This is a genomic window from uncultured Pseudoteredinibacter sp., from assembly GCF_947500695.1.
Taxonomy (GTDB): domain Bacteria; phylum Pseudomonadota; class Gammaproteobacteria; order Pseudomonadales; family Cellvibrionaceae; genus Pseudoteredinibacter.
In genome coordinates, this window is record NZ_CANMSS010000006.1 from 164716 (window position 1) to 182858 (window position 18143).

At 48.3% G+C, this 18143-nt stretch carries 15 protein-coding genes; 11 read left to right on the forward strand and 4 right to left on the reverse strand.

Features of this window, described 5'->3' with window-relative positions; all coding sequences use genetic code 11:
- The first annotated feature begins 49 nt into the window (after positions 1-49).
- Complete coding sequence (locus Q1A08_RS12655) at positions 50-952, forward strand: LysR family transcriptional regulator (RefSeq protein WP_299773442.1); 903 nt, start codon at positions 50-52, stop codon at positions 950-952.
- Positions 953-1192: 240 nt separating this feature from the next.
- Here the strand turns inward: Q1A08_RS12655 and Q1A08_RS12660 are convergent, their stop codons facing one another.
- Complete coding sequence (locus tag Q1A08_RS12660) at positions 1193-1726, reverse strand: TetR/AcrR family transcriptional regulator (protein ID WP_299773444.1); 534 nt, start codon at positions 1724-1726, stop codon at positions 1193-1195.
- Positions 1727-1884: 158 nt separating this feature from the next.
- Between Q1A08_RS12660 and Q1A08_RS12665 the strand changes: the two genes are divergently transcribed.
- Positions 1885-2799, forward strand: coding sequence for a glutathione S-transferase family protein (locus tag Q1A08_RS12665; RefSeq protein ID WP_299773445.1), 915 nt, complete (start codon positions 1885-1887; stop codon positions 2797-2799).
- Positions 2800-3148: 349 nt separating this feature from the next.
- Here Q1A08_RS12665 and Q1A08_RS12670 read toward each other — a convergent pair whose 3' ends face one another.
- Positions 3149-3775 carry a TetR/AcrR family transcriptional regulator gene (locus Q1A08_RS12670; protein WP_299773447.1) on the reverse strand — a complete coding sequence of 209 codons (627 nt, stop codon included), beginning with the start codon at positions 3773-3775 and terminating at the stop codon, positions 3149-3151.
- A gap of 430 nt (positions 3776-4205) precedes the next feature.
- On the opposite strand from Q1A08_RS12670, the gene Q1A08_RS12675 reads away from it, so the two are divergent.
- The 8 genes from Q1A08_RS12675 to Q1A08_RS12710 all read left to right on the forward strand — a co-directional run bounded on the left by Q1A08_RS12675 (position 4206) and on the right by Q1A08_RS12710 (position 14290).
- Positions 4206-5060 (forward strand): 3-keto-5-aminohexanoate cleavage protein, encoded by an 855-nt coding sequence (locus Q1A08_RS12675; RefSeq protein WP_299773449.1) that lies wholly within the window; start codon positions 4206-4208, stop codon positions 5058-5060.
- Between the two features lie 45 nt (positions 5061-5105).
- On the forward strand, positions 5106-5981 hold the full coding sequence (locus Q1A08_RS12680; protein WP_299773451.1) for an SDR family oxidoreductase: 876 nt from the start codon (positions 5106-5108) through the stop codon (positions 5979-5981).
- 45 nt (positions 5982-6026) lie between these two features.
- Complete coding sequence (locus Q1A08_RS12685; protein WP_299773453.1) at positions 6027-7640, forward strand: acyl-CoA carboxylase subunit beta; 1614 nt, start codon at positions 6027-6029, stop codon at positions 7638-7640.
- Between the two features lie 34 nt (positions 7641-7674).
- Positions 7675-8832 (forward strand): acyl-CoA dehydrogenase family protein, encoded by a 1158-nt coding sequence (locus Q1A08_RS12690; protein ID WP_299773455.1) that lies wholly within the window; start codon positions 7675-7677, stop codon positions 8830-8832.
- A 14-nt stretch (positions 8833-8846) separates the two neighbouring features.
- Positions 8847-9659 carry an enoyl-CoA hydratase/isomerase family protein gene (locus Q1A08_RS12695; RefSeq protein WP_299773457.1) on the forward strand — a complete coding sequence of 271 codons (813 nt, stop codon included), beginning with the start codon at positions 8847-8849 and terminating at the stop codon, positions 9657-9659.
- Positions 9660-9725: 66 nt separating this feature from the next.
- Positions 9726-11732, forward strand: a complete 2007-nt coding sequence (locus Q1A08_RS12700; protein WP_299773459.1) for an acetyl/propionyl/methylcrotonyl-CoA carboxylase subunit alpha — start codon at positions 9726-9728, stop codon at positions 11730-11732.
- A gap of 14 nt (positions 11733-11746) precedes the next feature.
- A complete protein-coding gene (locus Q1A08_RS12705) occupies positions 11747-12574 on the forward strand; it encodes an NAD(P)-dependent oxidoreductase (RefSeq protein WP_299773461.1) in 828 nt (275 codons plus the stop codon).
- Positions 12575-12706: 132 nt separating this feature from the next.
- Positions 12707-14290 carry an AMP-binding protein gene (locus Q1A08_RS12710; protein WP_299773463.1) on the forward strand — a complete coding sequence of 528 codons (1584 nt, stop codon included), beginning with the start codon at positions 12707-12709 and terminating at the stop codon, positions 14288-14290.
- 531 nt (positions 14291-14821) lie between these two features.
- On the opposite strand, the gene Q1A08_RS12715 is transcribed toward Q1A08_RS12710, so the two are convergent.
- Positions 14822-15175: a 50S ribosome-binding protein YggL gene (locus tag Q1A08_RS12715; RefSeq protein WP_299773464.1), complete on the reverse strand. Its 354-nt coding sequence runs from the start codon at positions 15173-15175 to the stop codon at positions 14822-14824.
- A gap of 277 nt (positions 15176-15452) precedes the next feature.
- Here Q1A08_RS12715 and putP point away from each other — a divergent pair, with 277 nt between their 5' ends.
- Positions 15453-16880 (forward strand): sodium/proline symporter PutP, encoded by a 1428-nt coding sequence (putP, locus tag Q1A08_RS12720; RefSeq protein WP_299773466.1) that lies wholly within the window; start codon positions 15453-15455, stop codon positions 16878-16880.
- Between the two features lie 428 nt (positions 16881-17308).
- Here putP and fghA read toward each other — a convergent pair whose 3' ends face one another.
- Positions 17309-18142, reverse strand: a complete 834-nt coding sequence (gene fghA / locus Q1A08_RS12725; RefSeq protein WP_299773468.1) for an S-formylglutathione hydrolase — start codon at positions 18140-18142, stop codon at positions 17309-17311.
- Between the last annotated feature and the right edge of the window lies 1 nt (position 18143).

Below are 18143 nucleotides of genomic sequence, written 5' to 3' on the forward strand. Positions count from 1 at the left end.
CATTGTATTAATATCCAAAAATCAAACAATTGGGGGTATATAGAACTGTATGTTCATAAATAGCGAACAAATAGATAAGCGTAAGCTGAGTTATCGTATGCTCGTGCTGTCCCAAGTAGCACTGCAAGGCTCCTTTACCAAGGCCGCCGCAGAGCTTGGCCACACTAAATCGGCAATCAGTGCCTATATCAGCGAGCTAGAGCTGATGCTTGGGCACCGCCTGCTTAACCGCAGCACTCGTCGCTTATCGCTCACTCCGGTGGGCGAGCGATTTATTGAGTATTGCCACGGTATGGATGATTTGATGCGGCGAGGTTTAGATGAGCTAAGGGCATTGGATGATGTGCCCAGCGGCCGAGTGGCCATCACTGCGCCCCATGCTTTTGAAGACGACATTATCGGCCCCGTCATCGCCGAGCTTTGCCAGCAATATCCAGAACTAGAACCCGAGATTATTTTTAGCGATGAGCGTTTGGATTTACTGCAAAACAAATTGGATCTGGCGATTACTGTAGGCGAACTATCCGATAGTAATTATCGCGCAATTCCATTGGGAGAGATGAACTCGATCTTGGTCTGCTCGCCGAAGTGGCAGCATCATCATAAGGTGGAAGATATCGAGCAACTCAGTGATATAAAAAGAATCACCCCCAACTGGCGGCAAGATTTTATTTTAGAAAATATTCACGATAAGCAGCGCTTTGATTTAAAAGGTGGATCTCAAATTGTGGTCAATACGCTAACAGCGGTGATCTCTATGTGCATTATGGGTAGCGGCAGCGCGCTAGTGCCCGAGGTCTTTGTGCGCAAAGCATTGCAGGAGGGTAAGTTGATACAACTGCTGCCCGATTGGCAGGGTGAGACTAGGCCAATATATGCCGTGCATGCATATGAAAAGCAACTGCCTTTTGTGTTGAGGTTGTTGGTTGAGGGATTGCGGGAGCGCTTATAGATCACGGCTTCGATACGGGGTCAGATCCCTCGGGATCTGACCCCGCTTTATTGCACTTATAAACAACACCGGGGTCAGACCCCAAAAGGGTCTGACCCCATTTTATGGCACGGAATAATTTACCAAGTTACTGTTTATAGAAAGCATTGGGCTTTGGGTGGTATTTTTTGAAAGTCGCCTGAGCCCATAAAGATCTCGGCTTCGAATGGGGTCAGATCCCGCGGGATCTGACCCCGGATTTTAAAACCACTGTTCGAGGTAAAAGCGTTTTAGTTCGCTTAGGTATTTTCTATCTTGGCCGGCCCTGGCTCGAACGGCTAGGGTGTGCAATGCGCCCTGCACGGAAGCTGCCATTAGCTTGCTATTTGCATCGCTACTTAATTCACCATTCTCCTGAGCCTTGCGAAAGCGGTTTTCTAAGCACTCATCAATCGACTCAATAAACTGAACCAAATCGCCTTTAATACTGGGGTGCACAATAGAATCTGCAACCGCCGTGCAAGCGATAAAACAGCCTTTGGGCTGCTCGCCTTCACAATAAACTTCAAGCCCCTGCTCTAGAAAAAGATCGATATCCTCTTTCAGAGTTCGCTCCGAATCACTTAATGCCTTCACCTGCTCTATCACCTGCTTGCCAAAGAGCTCTAAAGACAATCTATAGATAGCCTCTTTGTTGCCAAAGGCGCGATAAATGCTTGGGCGATTCATATCCATAGCATCGACCAAATCATCGTAAGAGGTTCCGTCAATACCGCGACACCAGAAGGTTGTCATAGCTCCTGTTAGGGCCTCTTCATAGTCAAATTTACGCGGCCTGCCTCGATGTCGTTTAGCGTCCCCAGACATATTTTTGTACCAACTATTAACATATTTGTAATTTTGACATATATTATTGTACTGATCATTACAATATTAACGATAGGAGGCCCAAAGTGCCCAAGATTAGCCAACATTCCAGTGATATTGTCCCTTTACTGCAAGGCATTCACCTATTCCATGACGATATCGCCCCTTGTGCACAAAGGGTGCGTTTTGTTCTTGCTGAAAAAGGCCTAACGCGTAACCCCGACACTAAATTCGATGATGTCAGCGCAGCGTCTCTGGTAGCAGCAGAAGGAAGCTGGAATAGCCGAATAGTCTCGCTGATAAGGAAAGAACAATTTACAGAGGCCTACTCCGCCATTCAGCCCAATTTGGTAATTCCTGCTCTTGTGCACAATGGCGAGCTGTATACGGAATCGATCGATATTATTGAGTACCTAGATAGTGTTTTAGCGGGCGATCGCTTAGTGCCTTCACAGGATGATCCACGTTATGAAGATTTTCACTATCTAACAGAGCTTGGTAAAAAACTGCATTGGTCGATAAGACATGTGACTTATCGCTGGGGCGGTGTTGGTAGGCTCAATGCCAAAGAACAAGACAAGGTCGAGTCATTATTAAAACGCGGCCGAGATGAAGAAAATCTTGCTGAGTTTTATCGCGATTTTAGTCAGGGGAAGATAAGCCAAGAAACTTACGACGAGCATTTACGTGCTATCGGGCAGGGCTTTGATGAGCTAACAAAACGCCTTCACGATGGGCGGCCATTTTTAACAGGCGATTCATTAACAATTGCTGATGCGATTTGGGCCATGAAAGTTATCCGCTTGGAAGAAATGGCCTACCCTACTAATGAGCTACATCCAGAGATAGCTGAGTGGTTTGCTAGGATTGCTGCACGGCCCTCTTATGAAACCTTAGTGAGTAACTATCGTGTATTGCGCCTGGTTTTTAAGGTTAAATCGTGGCTGGAGAAAAAACTGGGGACGGGTTTGTATTGGGCAGCGAAGAGGGTTGTTTCATAAAATGGTGAAGTAATTATAGATCTCGGCTTCGACCTGGGGTCAGATCCCTTGGGATCTGACCCCGTTTTGTGGCACGGGGTGATTTTTTAAGCTGTTACTTATAGAAAGCGCGAACTTTTAAATATGAGTTTTCTTGAAGACTGGCGAGGCGCTTGTAAATCTCGGCTTCGATCTGGGGTCAGATCCCTTGGGATCTGACCCCATTTTGTGGCACGGGGTGATTTTTTAAGCTGTTACTTATAGAAAGTACGAACTTTTGAATATGGGTTTTCTTGAAGGCTGGTGAGGCGCTTGTAAACCTCGGCTTCGATGTGGGGTCAGATCCCTTGGGATCTGACCCCGGTGGAACTTAGCTAGGCAGCGCAGCGGTTAGTGACACTTGTTCTACTAGCTCATCTAGGGAATAGTCACCATCCAGATGGAACCAGTTCGCCGTCTCTGCCAAGGCTCCGCGTAAAAAGTGTCGCAAGAAAAAAGGCTCTACCTTAATTAAGCCTTGTGCTTTGGCTTCGGCATAAACACCACGATGAAACGCTTCATATTCATCACGTAGCTTCAATACTTCTTTTTGACTCGCCTCTGAAAGATAACGCCACTCCGATGACAATAATGTAAAGCCAACACCGGTAAAACCGTGAATAGCCTCTAGCTCACAACGCACTAAGGCACGAAAGCGCTTAGGGATACTCGCCTCTCCCTCAATGGCGTTGCGCATACGCGCTAAGGCCAAATAAATAGCCTCGTTCATTACCGCCAGCAAAATACTTTCTTTATTGGGAAAGTGATGAAAAATACTACCCGATAAAATACCTACCTCAGCGGCAATATCTCTAACCGTGGTGCGTGCAAAGCCCTTTTGTTTAAACAGCGTTGCCGATGCATTCAGCAGCCGCCCTTTTGCAGAGTCAGGGTCAGTGATGACACCATCGGCCACTAAAGAAGGTATTTCAGGCAATTCGTTTAATGCACTTCGCACGATGTATCCTATCTCTCTAAATATGGTTTATGTGGTCGCGGTCTCAGCGCTGTCTGTTCAGCGAGAGCAGGCAAAGCCACATAGTGGTATCAGCCAAGCATTATAAAGCATGCGACCCAAGGCTAAGCTATGAATAGGCCAACAATAAGCCGTGGCCGCTAAAGCCACCCACGAGATGACCAATTAGCCTTTATAGAGGCTCAGGGCCAATTGACCAAAGTGCTCAAAGCTTTTCTCTATAGCTATCTAAAAGCCGATTCAAGCCCAGTTGTCACGAAAAATTCAAGCTCCCGTATTGACAACCAAGCGCCCGCTTGGTTAATGTTGCCATTATCAATACCAAGCGCTTGCTTGGCAAGTAAAAACTGCCACAAGCGATCAATTTTTAAGCAGCTAGATACCTAACAAAAGACAATAGCGGGAGCCAACCATGTCTAATAAGGCCGTAATTACCTGTTCTCTAACTGGCGTATTAACCGATCCTAAGCAGCATCCAGTACCTGTTACCGTAAAGGAAATGGCCGATTCTGCTCGTGACGCCTATAACGCCGGCGCAGCTTGTATGCATGTTCACTTCCGTAAACAGGAAGAAGGTCAAGGCCATATGCCTAGCTGGGAGCCAGAAGTTGCCCTTGCTATCTCCGATGCGATTCGCGAAGCCTGTCCAGATGTGATCCTAAACTTCTCTACTGGTGTTCCAGGTCGTAAGCAAGAAGGTCCAATGGCGTGCTTGCGCTCAGGTAAGCCAGAAATCGCCGCTATGAACTCCGGTAGCTTGAACTACCTAAAAACCCGCTCTAATGGCACTTGGGCATGGCCACCGATGTTGTTCGATAACCCAGTAGAAAAGATTCAAGAAATGCTGGATTGCATGAAAGAAACCGGTACTCGCCCAGAGTTTGAGTGTTTCGACGTAGGTATCGTGCGCTCTGTGAATATGTTCCAAGACGTGGGCATGGTTGAAAAAGCTCACTATAACTTCGTTATGGGTGTTGCTTCTGGTATGCCTTGCGACCCTCGCCTGCTTGAGCTTTTGGTGGATTACATGAAGCCTGGCTCACAGTGGCAGACTACCTTAATTGGCCGTCAGGAAATTTGGGATTGTCACCGTAAAACTGCCGAGCTAGGTGGTAACCTGCGTACTGGTGTTGAAGATACCTTCTTCCTACCTGATGGCAGCCGCACTACTGGTAACGGTCAATTGATCGAAGCCCTAGCCAATGTAGCTCGCGAAGCTGGCCGTGAAGTAGCCAGCCCGCAAGAAGCTCGCGAAATGTTCCTATAAGCCGTATCGAAAGATAAATCGTCATTCGCTAATTAGGAGCAAAAAATGAGCTACCAATCTACCCTAGCCGCTGGCAGTTTTGCCGGCCAAACCATTGTCGTTACCGGTGGCGGTAGCGGTATTGGCCGCTGCACCGCCCACGAGCTGGCTAACCTTGGCGCCAAGGTTGTACTACTTGGCCGTTCGGTGGAAAAACTTGAGAGCACCGCCAAAGAAATCAAAGCCGACGGCGGCGAAGTGGAATATCACAGCATTGATATTCGCGATGAAGAAAAAGTCACCGAGGTCATCGCCGAGATTCTCAAAAACAATGAGCGCGTGCATGGCCTGGTAAACAATGCCGGTGGTCAATTTCCTTCGCCTTTAGAAGCCATCAGCCAAAAAGGGTTTGAAACCGTAGTTCGCTCCAATTTAGTGGGTGGCTTTTTGATGGCCCGCGAGCTTTATAAGCAGCACTTTCAAGCTCACGGCGGCAATATCGTTAATATCACCGCCGATAATCTCAACGGCATGCCGGGTATGGGTCACTCTGGTGCTGCTCGCGCAGGCATGGAGAACTTTACCAAAACCGCCGCTTGGGAATGGGGCCGCTATGGCGTACGTGTTAATGCTGTAGCCCCTGGCTGGGTAGCCTCTTCTGGTTTTGATACCTATCCAGATTGGATGAAAGAAAGCATCCGCAACTTAAAAAATCATGTGCCTTTAGGTCGCATCGCTAGCGAAGCCGAGATTGCCTCGGTGCTGTGCTTTTTAATGAGCGAAGGCGCTAACTTTATTTCTGGCCAAATTCTTCGCGTCGATGGCGCCGCCAGCATGGGCTCGGCACCGGCTGTTTTTCCATTGCCACCGGGCAAAGTCGATAACACCAGCACTTATAACGGCTTTCACCGCGCAGAATTGCCCGAAGTTCTAAAAGACTAGCAGCCTGTAAAGCCAAAACGGGAACAGGATTTAGAGAAAAAACTTATGCCTATTATTGAATCCCAGATCGATACTCATTCCGATGAGTTTGCGCAAAACCAAGACGCCATGCAGGCGGCCATGGATGTAGTGCGCGAAATTGAAGATAAGGTTTATCAAACCGAAGTTTCTAAAAAAGAACGCTATGCCAAGCGTAAAATGATTTTACCCCGCGAGCGTTTAGCGAAGCTGCTAGACCCGGGCGCCCCTTATCTAGAGCTGTCCTCTTTGGCCGGCTATAAAATGTTTGACGATAAAGATGGTACCGGTGCAGGCGCAGGCTCCATTTGTGGTATTGGTTATGTATCTGGCGTGCGCTGTTTAGTGCGTGTAGATAACTTCGCCGTAAAGGGCGGCACCATTACCCCAATCGGTTTGGAAAAAGCGCTGCGCATGCAGCAGATTGCTTTTGAAAACAAATTGCCTAGCGTTACTCTGGCGCAAAGTGGTGGTGCTAACCTAACTTACGCTGCCGATACTTTTGCCTATGGCGGCAAGGGCTTTGCCAACCAAGCGCGTAAATCAGCCGCGGGGATTCCTCAGGTTACTGTTGTACACGGTAGCGCCACGGCGGGTGGTGCCTATCAACCAGGCTTATCTGATTACACCATTATGGTTCGCAACCAAGCCACCATGTATTTGGCTGGGCCGCCATTATTGAAAGCCGCAACCGGTGAAATCGCTACTGACGAAGAGCTTGGTGGTGCCGAGATGCACACCAGCGTACCAGGTACCGGTGAATACCTAGCAGAAGACGATGCCGATGGTATCCGTATCGCTCGTGAAGTGATGGCGACTCTTCCCTGGAATCAGCAGCTTCCAGTCATGAACAAACCCGATTTTAAAGAGCCACTGTATAGCCCGGAAGAATTGCTAGGTGTAGTGCCTTCAGATTCTAAAAAGCCATACGATGTACGTGAAATTATTGCCCGCCTTTCCGATGGCTCCGAATTCCTAGATTTTAAAGTGGAATACGATCAGCAAACTGTTTGCGGCCACATGTGGATTGAAGGTCAAACGGTTGGCGTTATCGGTAACAACGGCCCTATCACCGCCAATGGTGCTACTAAAGCCGCGCAATTTATTCAACTGTGTGAGCAAAGCAATATTCCTATTTTGTTTCTACACAACACTACTGGCTTTATGGTCGGCACAGAATCAGAGCAGGCCGGTATTATCAAGCATGGTTCTAAATTGATTCAGGCCGTAGCTACTGCCAGCGTTCCTAAAATCAGTATTGTAGTCGGCGGCTCTTATGGTGCCGGTAACTACGCCATGTGTGGTCGCGGCTTTGACCCTACCTTTATTTTTGCATGGCCAAACAGTAAAACCATGGTTATGGGCGGCGCCCAAGCTGGTCAGGTTTTGCGTATTGTTGCCGAAGCTAAGATGAAAAAAATGGGCCAAGTCGACGAAGCAATGCTGGACGGTTTAGAAAAACAAACCGCCGATATGCTAGAAGAGCAATCGACCGCTCTGGCCTGTACCGCTCGCATGTGGGATGACGGCATTATCGACCCGCGCGATACCCGTAAGGTATTGGCCTACACTCTAGATATTTGCCGTGAGTCTGCAGCCCGACCACTGAAGAAAAATACTTTTGGCGTTGCTCGTCTATAAGCAAACCCTACAAAAATTTTAAGGATTAAAGATCATGTTATACAACGAACAACATCATGAAATCATGCGCACCACAAAAGCCTTTGTGGAAAAAGAAATTAACCCCTATGTAGAAGAGTGGGAAGAAGCGGGTATTTTTCCAGCGAAAGAGCTATTCAAGAAAATGGGCGCACTTGGCCTACTCGGTATTGCCAAGCCAGAAGAATACGGCGGTATGGGCTTAGATTATAGCTACCAGATTGCCTTCTCTGAGGCACTCGGCTCAGCTCACTGTGGCGGCGTACCTATGGGCATTGGTGTACAAACCGATATGGCCACTCCGGCTCTTGCCAAGTTTGGTAGCGATGAATTACGTCGTGAATTTTTGGCCCCGGCTATCTCTGGTGATGCCGTCGTTTCTATTGGTGTATCAGAGCCACACGCGGGTTCGGATGTGGCCGCTATCAAGACCACGGCCCGCAAAGACGGTGATGACTACATCATCAACGGCACCAAAATGTGGATCACTAACTCCACCCAAGCCGATTTCATTTGCTTGCTAGCCAACACCTCTGACGACAAGCCTTATGTGAATAAGTCGTTGATTGTTGTACCTACCAATTTGCCAGGAATCAGTTTTTCTGACCGCTTAAACAAATTGGGCATGCGCTCATCCGATACCGCACAAATCTTCTTCGACAATGTACGCGTACCACAACGCTACCTAATTGGTGAAGAAGGTCAGGGCTTTACCTACCAAATGCTGCAGTTCCAAGAGGAGCGTTTATTCGCCGCCGCCAACGGCATTTTAGGTTTAGAGTTGTGTGTAGAAGAAACCATTAAGTACACTCGCGACCGTAAGATTTTCGGTAAATCAGTATTGGATAATCAAGTAGTTAACTACCGCATGGCCGAGCTACAAACCGAAATTGAAGCTCTGCGCGCGCTAACCTACAACGCGGTTGAAGGTTATATCAACGGCGAAGACGTAACCCTAAAAGCTTCTATGGCCAAATTAAAGGTGGGGCGTCTATCCCGTGAAGTGACCGACTCTTGTTTGCAGTATTGGGGCGGCATGGGCTTTATGTGGGAAAACCGCATCGCTCGCTTCTACCGTGATACTCGCTTGGTTTCTATCGGCGGCGGTGCCGACGAAGTAATGCTTGGCATTATCACCAAGCTTATGGATATCTCACCACGTCATAAAAAATAAGGCTGGAGACAAACATGAGTACTGAATTACCACAGTGCAAAGAGCTGATTGTTAAGCAGCAAGATCATGTCTTGTACATAACCATCAATCGCCCTCAGCGTCGTAACGCTATGACCTTAAGCATGGTGTCGGAAATGATGGCGGTATTTGAAGCCCTTAAACCACGTCGCGATATTCGCGCCGTGGTATTTCGTGGCGCTGAAGGTCACTTCTGTGCCGGCGGTGATTTAAAAGATATGTCCGGCGCTGGTGAAGCCGCCGCTGCTGGCGATCCTGATGCTTTTTTCAAACTGAATCGCCACTTTGGCAAGATGATTACTCTAGCCAATCAAATACCCCAGGTACTAATCACCGCATTAGAAGGTGCCGTGATGGGCGGTGGTTTTGGTTTAGCTTGTATCTCGGATTGGGGGATCGCCCATCCTAGCGCACGCTTTGCTTTACCAGAAACCAGCATGGGCCTGCCACCCGCACAGATCGCCCCTTTTGTGGCGGCTCGTATTGGCTTAACTCAAGCCCGCCGCTTGGCGCTATTTAATGTACGCATTAAAGCTGATGAAGCCAAAGAGCTAGGCATTGTACATAGCGTTGCCCAAGATGATGAAGATTTCGAAGCGCAAATCAAAGCCGCCATCGAACAAGTTAAACAGTGCGCACCTGAAGCCAATGCGGTGACTAAAGCCTTACTACTGCGTGTAGGTAAAGAAGATCACGAAACTTTGCTGGATGATGCTGCCCGCAAATTCAGCGATGCAGTAACTCAAGGTGAAGGGCCGGAAGGAACCATGGCATTTGTAGAAAAGCGTAAGCCTAAGTGGGCTAATTAGCGACAACTACAACAGCACCGTGTTTCCAAACGTACTGTAAAGAACAAATCACGTAGAGTGAAGATTATGTCTGAACAAAACGCAATTAATACTATCTTGGTGGCCAACCGCGGCGAGATTGCCTGTCGTGTTATTCGCACCGCCAAGTCTTTGGGTTATCGCACTGTGGCTGTGTACTCACAGGCCGATGCCAAAGCCCTACACGTTCAAGCGGCTGATAAAGCCGTATGCATTGGCCCGGCAGAAGTCGGCCAATCCTACCTTAATATGCCAGCCATTTTGGATGCCGTTAAGCGCAGCGGCGCGGATGCGGTACACCCTGGCTATGGCTTTATGTCAGAGAACGCCGAGTTTGCCGACGCCTGTAGCGCCGCTGGCGTTACCTTTATTGGCCCACCGGTAAAAGCTATCGATATGATGGGCAATAAGCGCCAAGCGAAACTGGCTATGCTGGATGCAGGTGTGCCTTGTATTCCGGGTTATAGTGGCAGCGATCAAAGCGACGACACCATGGTGCGCGAAGCTAATGAAATTGGCTATCCCGTAATGATCAAAGCCACCGCCGGTGGTGGCGGTCGCGGTATGCGTATCGCCCATAGCGAATCAGAAATGCGTGAGCTGATTGGTTCAGCGCGCTCTGAAGCGGAAAACGCTTTTGGTAATGGCGAAATTATTTTAGAAAAAGCCATTGTTGAACCACGCCATATTGAAATCCAAGTATTTGCTGATAAGCACGGCAACTGTGTATACCTTGGCGAGCGTGACTGCTCTATTCAGCGTCGTCACCAAAAGGTGGTGGAAGAGGCTCCTTCCCCTTTCGTTACGCCAGAGTTGCGTAAAGCCATGGGTGAAGCGGCGGTGCGCACCGCACAAGCTTGTGACTATGTTGGCGCCGGTACGGTAGAGTTCTTGGTAGACCATGAGCGTAACTTCTACTTCCTAGAAATGAATACACGCTTGCAGGTTGAACACCCAGTTACTGAATTAATTACCGACACCGATTTGGTAGCCTGGCAAATTAAAGTAGCGGCCGGTGAAACACTACCGAAAAACCAAGATGAAATTCAGCTGAACGGCCATGCCATGGAAGTTCGCTTGTACGCTGAGGATCCGCGTCAAAATTTCCTACCACAAACCGGCGATGTTGCCTTATGGCGCCAAGCCGATGGCGATGGCCTACGCTGTGATCATATGTTGGCAGACGGTCAAACCGTATCACCTCATTATGATCCAATGCTCGCTAAGATGATTGCCTGGGGCGAAGATCGCGCCGATGCTACCCGCCGTCTAAAGCGCATGTTGGAAGATTCGGTACTGTTTGGTGTTGAAAATAACCGTCACTTTTTGGCTAAAGTTATTGATAACAATGTCTTTAAAGCCGGTGGCGCAACTACGGCCTTTTTACCGGATCATTTCGCCGAAGACCCAAGCATGCAAGCGCTGAATGCCAACAATGAAGATTGGGCATTGGCCAGTATGATTTTATCGGCCAGCAATAGTACACAACACGATAGCCGCTCAAACTGGAGCAGCTTTGAGCATCACAGTGGCAACTACAAGCTACGCCAAGGTGAAAATATTGCCGATGTTACCCTGCGCAGCAATAGTCGTGGCAGCACAATCGCCGGCGAAGTAGTGATCCTACAAGCCGAGCAAGATGCCGCAACAGTTAACAATCTAGAGCTAATCAGTATCGAAGATAACCGTGCCTTGTTTAGCCGCGACGGCGTGCAACAAAGCTGCTGGTTTACGGTAGAAAACAGCAACTTATATTTGGCCAGTGACAATGGCGATTTGTATTTTGAAGACATCTCTCGCCTACCAGCCCTAGGTGCCGACCAAGCAGGCTCAGGCCAAATCAAAGCCGTCATGGATGGTGCCATCGTCGATATTAAAGCCAATGTAGGTGACAGTGTTCAAAAAGGTGACCTTATCATGGTGATGGAAGCCATGAAGATGGAACACCCAATGAAAGCCGATGTCGATGGTGTAATCACCAGCATTAATGTACAGGCTGGCGATCAAGTGAAATCCAAACAACTATTGGCTGAAGTTCAGCCCAACGAAGAGTGAGGAGCAAAGCCACCATGTCGAACCTAAAAGGTAAAACGATATTTATCACTGGCGCAAGCCGAGGCATCGGCCGCGAAATCGCCTTAAGGGCCGCCAAAGACGGCGCCAATATTGTGATTGCGGCGAAAAGCGATGAACCCCATCCAAAGCTGCCTGGCACCATCCACTCTGTAGCTGAAGAAGTTCGTGCGGCGGGCGGACTGGCCTTGGCATTAAAAGTTGACGTACGTGACGAAGCGCTAATAAATGAAGCGATGGATAAAGCCGTCGCTGAGTTTGGCGGCATTGACGCACTCATCAATAATGCCAGCGCCATCAATCTAACCAATGTACAAGCTACCGAGTCAAAACGCTTCGATTTAATGCACAGCATTAATACTCGTGGCACCTTGCTTTGCTCAAAAGCCGCTATACCTCATTTAAAGAAATCCGATAACGGCCATATCATTACCTTGTCGCCGCCGATTAATTTAAATAAGCACTGGCTCGGTGGGCACATTCCTTATACCGTGACTAAATATTCCATGTCCTTAATGACATTAGGAATTGCTGAGGAGCTACGCGCTGATGGCGTGGCAGCTAACTGCCTGTGGCCTAAAACCACCATCGCAACAGCGGCAGTAGAGTTTGCGATTGATGGCAGTCTACTCGCAAAATCTCGCACACCTGAAATTATGGCCGATGCGGCTTATGAAATACTTATCAGTGACAGTAAACAGCTAAGTGGCGAAACTATTATTGATGAAGACATTTTACGTGAGCGCGGTTATGAAGATTTCAGTAAGTATTTGAATGACCCAGAGTGTACCGATCTGTTTATGGATCTATTTGTAGACGCATAAGTACTTTTTTTGCACGCTACAAAACAAAACCCGAGCGTTTAATCGCGCTCGGGCTTTTTGCTTTTAACAGATGTTGCTCGAACTGTGAAAAGTTAGAAAAGACAAATACATATAATAACGGAGCCAAACGCGATGACCGACAGCAGCCTAAACCAAAATATCATTGAACGCGTCGCCATGGGCGATATGCTACGCCGCCGAAGCCGTGACAGTGGTGAGCAAATAGCTTTAGTAGACTTCCCAGCAGGCAAACGCCGCGAATATAACTACGCCCAACTCAATGCCAGAGTAAATCAAATGGCGCATGGCTTAATTGCCAAAGGGATTAAGCAAGGCGAAAAGCTGGCCATGGTATCCAGCAACCGCAGTGATATGTTTGTCACCTACTTTGCGTGTTATAAATTAGGCGTGGTGGTTGTCCCGATCAACTTTATGCAAGGCGCCGAAGACATTCGCTATAACCTGGAGCACAGCGAAACGGTAGTAGTGATTTACGAAGACATCTTGGCCGATGTTATTCGTCCGTGCATGGAGGGCAATGACAACATTCGCCTGAATGTACAAATGGGTGCTGAGCAAGGCGATTCCGATATCAGCTTGGATGCCCTTATTGAAGGACAAAGTGACGAAGAAATTCTTGATCGCATTATTCAAGATCGAGACACCGCTCATATGATTTACACTTCGGGAACGACATCACGTCCGAAGGCTGTTGAAACCTCACACCTTTCCTTGATGATTGCAGCCTTAACTGGCGCGCTAGAGCTTGAGGTAAAAGAACACGGTTGCATGCTGTTGATCTTACCGTTGTTCCACTGTGCAGCGCTGTCTATGTCATTCCCAACACTCTTACGTCGCGGCAGCATTGTAATTCAAAGCAGCTTCGACCCGGCTGCTGTAATTGATGCCATCGAAACTGACAAAGTACATAACGCTACCCTCTTACCTATGATGTGGAATGCACTCACAGCTTTCCCAGGTGTGGAAGAGCGCGATCTGTCTTCCTTTGAATTGGGCATTTACGCCATGGCCCCTATGGATGCCAACAGCTTGCAAAGAGTACGTGATGTATTCGGCTGCAAAATGCATCTCGGTAGCGGCCAAACAGAATTTGCTCCAGCCGCTTGTTTGTTCCTAGATAAAAGCCCGACCGAATTTGGTGAGGGTAATTACTGGGGTAAGCCGGTAGCGACTGTTGAGCAAGCTGTTATTGATGATGAAGGCAATGAAGTACCACAAGGCGAAATCGGCGAAATCGTATGGCGTGGTGCGCAGGCTATGAGCGGCTACTATAAAAATCCAGAAGCTTCTGCAGAAGCGAGCCAATTCGGCTGGCACCACAGTGGCGATTTGGGCTTGATTGATAAAGAAGGCCAATTGCTATTTGTGGATCGAAAAAAAGACACCATTAAATCCGGCGGCGAAAATGTATCTTCCATGAAGGTTGAGCAGTCACTGCTATCGTTTGGTGGCATTATGCAAGCGGCCGCATTTGGTGTACCTCATCCACACTGGGGAGAAGCTGTATGTGCTTGTGTTGTACCAAGTGGCGAGAAAGAACTGGATGAAGAAGCCATTATTAATCACTGCAAACAGGAGCTAGGCGGCTTTGAAGTACCGAAGAAAGTCTTTATTGCCGAAGCACTACCGATGACAGGAACCGGCAAAGTCAGAAAAGTGGAACTGCGCCAGATGCATCAAAATCTATTCTCCTAATACCTAACGGAAGCCACTCAACGGGGTCAGAACCCATAGGTTCTGACCCCACATCGGAGCCACATCACTCAAAACCACCACTCAACTCTCAAACCAGCACCAAGCCAAACCCAGCAAGCCTCGACCGGTTTCAATACAACCACAAACAAAAACGGCCCCGAAACCGGGGTCAGAACCCACGGGTTCTGACCCCACATCGGAGCCGCTTCACTCAAAGCCACCACTCAACTCTCAAACCAACACCAAGCCAAACCCAGCAAGCCTCGACCGGTTTCAATACAACCACAAACAAAAACGGCCCCGAAACCGGGGTCAGAACCCAAGGGTTCTGACCCCACACCGGAGCTGCCTCATTCAAAACCACCACTCAACTCTCAAACCAGCACCAAGCCAAACCCAGCAAGCCTCGACCGGTTTCAATACAACCACAAACAAAAACGGCCCCGAAACCGGGGTCAGAACCCACGGGTTCTGACCCCACATCGGAGCCGCTTTTCTTAAAGCCAGAAGCTATCGCTTCTGACCCCGTTGTTATGAGGCTAGCTGACGCTCGCCATAGAAGGCATCGATCAAACCGCCAACTTCAACGTTTTCAGCAATCGTCTGGGCATCCAAGGTCGCTTTAACCGCAGCGATATCCTCTTCAGTTGCCGAAGCGTAACGCTCACCAGAGGTTACGATACCGTAGAAACGACCATCGCAATCACCCAAGTTAACGTACAAATCACGAGAACCAATCACTTCTACCAACGCTTCGAAGAACTGATCATAATCTTCCTGAGAAGCTTCTTTAACATCACAAGCAAACTCAAAACCCTGGATCGCAAACTCATCCAAGTACAATTTCTTACGCAAACGACGGTTGCGCTTTGGGGCATCACTCATCTTACTGACCTTTCTAAAAAATAAACCTGTACAGCGCCTAAGCCCTAGCCTAGGCCCTATACCTTGAAAATCGGCGCCATTATAACCAAGTTGCTAGAAGATTGTTGCCTCTGCCTGATGAAACCCTATATCTTGCCGCTACAGCCCCCTCTGAGCTTATAAAGCCCTTAAATCGAGCCAGCACCCCAACGAATCTTAGGAAGCCCATTTCCAAGCTGGACATTTGCCAGCCCGACAAGTAAAAAGAGGCCACACTAACTATAAAAGCCTCTATTTTATGCTCGAACTCAATTCTGCCGTCATTATCACTTTCGTGCTGTATTTAGCCGTTATCCTAGGTATTGGCATCTACGCTTGGCTTAAAACTCGCAACGCTAGTGATTACTTTTTAGGCGGCCGTAATCTATCGCCTTTTGTTGCCGCTATCAGTGCCGGCGCCTCGGATATGAGCGGTTGGGTACTCTTGGGGCTACCTGGGGCTGCCTACCTATCCGGTCTGGACAACCTCTGGATCGCCCTTGGCTTGTTAATCGGAGTGGCAGCCAACTGGATGCTGTGTGCCAAGCCATTGCGACAGGCCAGCCAAGAGCTGGATGTTGTAACCCTGCCCAAATACTTACAGCAAAAATTTGATCCAAGCGGACGCGCTCTACAGGCGATTGCCTCTATCTTTATTTTATTGTTCTTCTTGTTTTATGTAGCAGCCGGTCTTATCGGGGGCGGCAAGCTGTTTGAAGCGGTATTTGGCTTAGATTATTACTGGGCCGTTATTGTGGGTACGGCTATCGTTATCTTTTATACCCTGTTTGGTGGTTTCTTGGCGGTTTCCTGGACAGATGTATTCCAAGGCTTGCTGATGTCTGCGGCGCTATTAATGGTGCCCATCGCGGTTATGAACAATGTCGGCGGAATTGATCCCTTCTTTGCCGAGATCGACAAAATTAATCCGCATATGTTGAACCCTTTGACCGATAAAAACGGTGAAGCATTAAGCGCTATCGCCATTATTAGTTTAATGGGTTGGGGCTTGGGTTATTTTGGTCAGCCCCATATTTTGGCGCGCTTTAAAGCTATCGCCTCTGCAGATCAGGTGAAAAGCGCTACTAGTATTGCCCTAGTGTGGACCTTCCTTATCTTTGTGGGGGCTATTCTTATAGGCCTTGCTGGTAATGTGCAATTCGCCACGCCGATTGATGATAGCGAAAAAATCTTTATGGCTTTGGTTAGTGCTCTCTTTCATCCATTTGTTGCCGGTATTTTATTGGCCGCAATCTTAGCGGCGATTATGAGTACAGTGGATTCCCAGTTGCTGGTGAGCTCTTCTGCGCTGGCTGAAGATCTCTATCCTGTAATCCGCAAAGAGCCACTAAGCCCGGAGCAGCGTTTACGTATCGGGCAATATGCCGTTGCGGGTTTATCTATCTTGGCTGTTCTTTTGGCGATGGATAAAAACAGCAAGGTATTGGATGTGGTGTCTTATGCTTGGGCGGGTCTTGGTGCTTCTTTAGGCCCGGCTATTTTGTTGAGCCTGTATTGGAAAGGTATGAACAAACACGGTGCTTTAGCGGGTGTTATTGTTGGTGGTTTAACGGTAATTATTTGGGCTCAGTTTAAGCAAGATTTATGGGGCTTGTATGAATTAATCCCTGCGTTTGTATTTTCATTTATCAGTATCCTGCTGGTAAGCCGCGCCACTTCAAAATAAACGCCCCCCACCGGGGTCGGAGCCCTGTAGGCTCTGACTCCACTTCGAAGCCGAGAGCTTAAAATCCCCACCTGAAATATCGAGGCTGCAAGAGCAATCACTTGCGAAGTATTCGCGTCGAGACTTCTTCGGATTAATTGCCGATTGCGAGAACTCGACTTCGATAGGGGTCAGACCCCTTGGGTTCTGACCCCGGGGGTTTGTTGAATTACTTCGGGGGTCGGAGCCTTGTAGGCTCTGACCCCACTTCGAAGCCGAGAACTTAAAATCCCTCACCTAATATGTCGAGGTATTACAAGCAGACAGTTGCGAAACATCTGCTTCCAGATTTCTTCAGATTAGGTGCCGACTTAAATTTCTCGGCTTCGATAGGGGTCAGAACCCATGGGTTCTGACCCCGGGGCTTGCTGCCCCTGGGGTTTGTTGAATTACTTTAAAAAACGAGAATGGAATCGTAGGTGCTCTTCAATAAAGCTAGCGATAAAAAAGTAGCTGTGGTCGTAACCTGCATGCAAGCCATACTCTACCTCAACCCCTTCTACTTTCGCAGCGGCCAAAAACAACTCAGGCTTTAACTGCTCCTGTAAAAAGTTATCTGCTTCACCTTGATCAATTTTGATGGGCAGTTTACAACCGCGCTCTAACATTAGGGCTGTTGCATCGTATTCCTGCCAGGCGGTTTGATCGACACCTAAGTAGCCCGCCAAAGCTTTATGCCCCCAAGGACACTGGCTAGGCGCACAGATCGGAGCAAAGGCCGAAACGCTGCTATATTGCTCTGGATTTTTAAGGGCAATCGTTAGCGCTCCATGGCCACCCATTGAATGCCCCATAATTGAGGTGCAGCTCAAATCTAAAGGCAATTCAACTAATAAGCGTGGCAACTCATGTACGACATAGTCGTACATTTTATAGTGCTGATCAAAAGGCGCTTGGGTGGCATTAAGATAAAAGCCGGCCCCTAAACCAAAATCATAAGCTGCACTTGGATCATCGGGCACTTGTTCGCCACGCGGACTGGTATCTGGGCACACAATAGCGATACCCAGCTCGGCAGCCACTCTTTGTGCCCCAGCCTTAGTAACAAAATTCTCATCAGTACAGGTTAAACCTGACAACCAAAAAACCACCGGCACCACTTCGCTCTGTGCTTGCGGCGGCAAATAGACCGAAAACACCATATCGCAATCTAAGCAGCTAGAGTTATGCTTGTACTGGCGTTGCACACCGCCAAAGCTCATTTGTTGACTGACTAATTCCATA

Excerpts from the sequence above, each read along its gene's own strand:
- fghA (WP_299773468.1), bottom strand. The coding sequence starts at position 18,142 with ATGGAATTAGTCAGTCAACAAATGAGCTTTGGCGGTGTGCAACGCCAG.
- Q1A08_RS12660 (WP_299773444.1), bottom strand. The coding sequence starts at position 1,726 with ATGACAACCTTCTGGTGTCGCGGTATTGACGGAACCTCTTACGATGAT.
- Q1A08_RS12695 (WP_299773457.1), top strand. The coding sequence starts at position 8,847 with ATGAGTACTGAATTACCACAGTGCAAAGAGCTGATTGTTAAGCAGCAA.
- Q1A08_RS12715 (WP_299773464.1), bottom strand. The coding sequence starts at position 15,175 with ATGAGTGATGCCCCAAAGCGCAACCGTCGTTTGCGTAAGAAATTGTAC.
- Q1A08_RS12685 (WP_299773453.1), top strand. The coding sequence starts at position 6,027 with ATGCCTATTATTGAATCCCAGATCGATACTCATTCCGATGAGTTTGCG.
- Q1A08_RS12680 (WP_299773451.1), top strand. The coding sequence starts at position 5,106 with ATGAGCTACCAATCTACCCTAGCCGCTGGCAGTTTTGCCGGCCAAACC.
- putP (WP_299773466.1), top strand. The coding sequence starts at position 15,453 with ATGCTCGAACTCAATTCTGCCGTCATTATCACTTTCGTGCTGTATTTA.
- Q1A08_RS12710 (WP_299773463.1), top strand. The coding sequence starts at position 12,707 with ATGACCGACAGCAGCCTAAACCAAAATATCATTGAACGCGTCGCCATG.
- Q1A08_RS12675 (WP_299773449.1), top strand. The coding sequence starts at position 4,206 with ATGTCTAATAAGGCCGTAATTACCTGTTCTCTAACTGGCGTATTAACC.
- Q1A08_RS12655 (WP_299773442.1), top strand. The coding sequence starts at position 50 with ATGTTCATAAATAGCGAACAAATAGATAAGCGTAAGCTGAGTTATCGT.
- Q1A08_RS12690 (WP_299773455.1), top strand. The coding sequence starts at position 7,675 with ATGTTATACAACGAACAACATCATGAAATCATGCGCACCACAAAAGCC.
- Q1A08_RS12705 (WP_299773461.1), top strand. The coding sequence starts at position 11,747 with ATGTCGAACCTAAAAGGTAAAACGATATTTATCACTGGCGCAAGCCGA.
- Q1A08_RS12700 (WP_299773459.1), top strand. The coding sequence starts at position 9,726 with ATGTCTGAACAAAACGCAATTAATACTATCTTGGTGGCCAACCGCGGC.